The 1,712-nt window shown below is 45.7% G+C and carries 1 rRNA gene; it reads left to right on the top strand.

What is annotated here, in order from left to right:
- Positions 1-115: 115 nt before the first annotated feature.
- A 16S ribosomal RNA gene (locus OFO00_RS08005) occupies positions 116-1,626 on the top strand.
- Positions 1,627-1,712 lie beyond the last annotated feature (86 nt).

Here is a 1,712-nt window from a genome sequence, read left to right as displayed (position 1 = left end):
GACAATTTATTTAAATTGTCAAATTTAAAAGTTACAAACAATTAAGTTTTTAGATTAAAAACTTCATAAATTGAATTTAAAAGATAAAAAGTTTCTTTTTATCTTTGATACATTTTTTATGGAGAGTTTGATCCTGGCTCAGAGTGAACGCTGGCGGCGTGCCTAATACATGCAAGTCGAACGGACAAGTAAGAGCTTGCTCTTATGAGTTAGTGGCGCACGGGTGAGTAATGTATAGTTAATCTGCCCTACACTGGAGGACAACAGTTAGAAATGACTGCTAATACTCCATACTCCTTCTTAACACAAGTTAAGTCGGGAAAGTTTTTCGGTGTAGGATGAGACTATATTGTATCAGCTAGTTGGTAAGGTAATGGCTTACCAAGGCTATGACGCATAACTGGTCTGAGAGGATGATCAGTCACACTGGAACTGAGACACGGTCCAGACTCCTACGGGAGGCAGCAGTAGGGAATATTGCTCAATGGGGGAAACCCTGAAGCAGCAACGCCGCGTGGAGGATGACACTTTTCGGAGCGTAAACTCCTTTTGTTAGGGAAGAACACTGACGGTACCTAACGAATAAGCACCGGCTAACTCCGTGCCAGCAGCCGCGGTAATACGGAGGGTGCAAGCGTTACTCGGAATCACTGGGCGTAAAGGACGCGTAGGCGGATTATCAAGTCTCTTGTGAAATCTAACGGCTTAACCGTTAAACTGCTTGGGAAACTGGTAATCTAGAGTAAGGGAGAGGTAGATGGAATTCTTGGTGTAGGGGTAAAATCCGTAGAGATCAAGAAGAATACCCATTGCGAAGGCGATCTACTGGAACTTAACTGACGCTAATGCGTGAAAGCGTGGGGAGCAAACAGGATTAGATACCCTGGTAGTCCACGCCCTAAACGATGTATACTGGTTGTTGCTATGCTAGTCATGGCAGTAATCCACCTAACGGATTAAGTATACCGCCTGGGGAGTACGGTCGCAAGATTAAAACTCAAAGGAATAGACGGGGACCCGCACAAGCGGTGGAGCATGTGGTTTAATTCGAAGATACGCGAAGAACCTTACCTAGGCTTGATATCCAACAAATCTCTTAGAGATAAGAGAGTGCTAGCTTGCTAGAATGTTGAGACAGGTGCTGCACGGCTGTCGTCAGCTCGTGTCGTGAGATGTTGGGTTAAGTCCCGCAACGAGCGCAACCCACGTATTTAGTTGCTAACGGTTCGGCCGAGCACTCTAAATAGACTGCCTTCGTAAGGAGGAGGAAGGTGTGGACGACGTCAAGTCATCATGGCCCTTATGCCTAGGGCGACACACGTGCTACAATGGCATATACAATGAGACGCAATATCGCGAGATGGAGCAAATCTATAAAATATGTCCCAGTTCGGATTGTTCTCTGCAACTCGAGAGCATGAAGCCGGAATCGCTAGTAATCGTAGATCAGCCATGCTACGGTGAATACGTTCCCGGGTCTTGTACTCACCGCCCGTCACACCATGGGAGTTGATTTCACTCGAAGCCGGAATGCTAAACTAGCTACCGTCCACAGTGGAATCAGCGACTGGGGTGAAGTCGTAACAAGGTAACCGTAGGAGAACCTGCGGTTGGATCACCTCCTTTCTAGAGTACAAATGAATATTCTCTCACAAGATATTCATCATAAACTCAATCGTCCTTGTTTAGGTTTGAGGGATTGATTTAGAAGT

Source organism: Campylobacter sp. VBCF_04 NA7, from assembly GCF_027737405.1.
Lineage (GTDB): Bacteria > Campylobacterota > Campylobacteria > Campylobacterales > Campylobacteraceae > Campylobacter_B.
The sequence above is the reverse complement of the archived record's forward strand: the minus strand, read 5'-3'. Positions and strand labels throughout refer to the sequence as shown.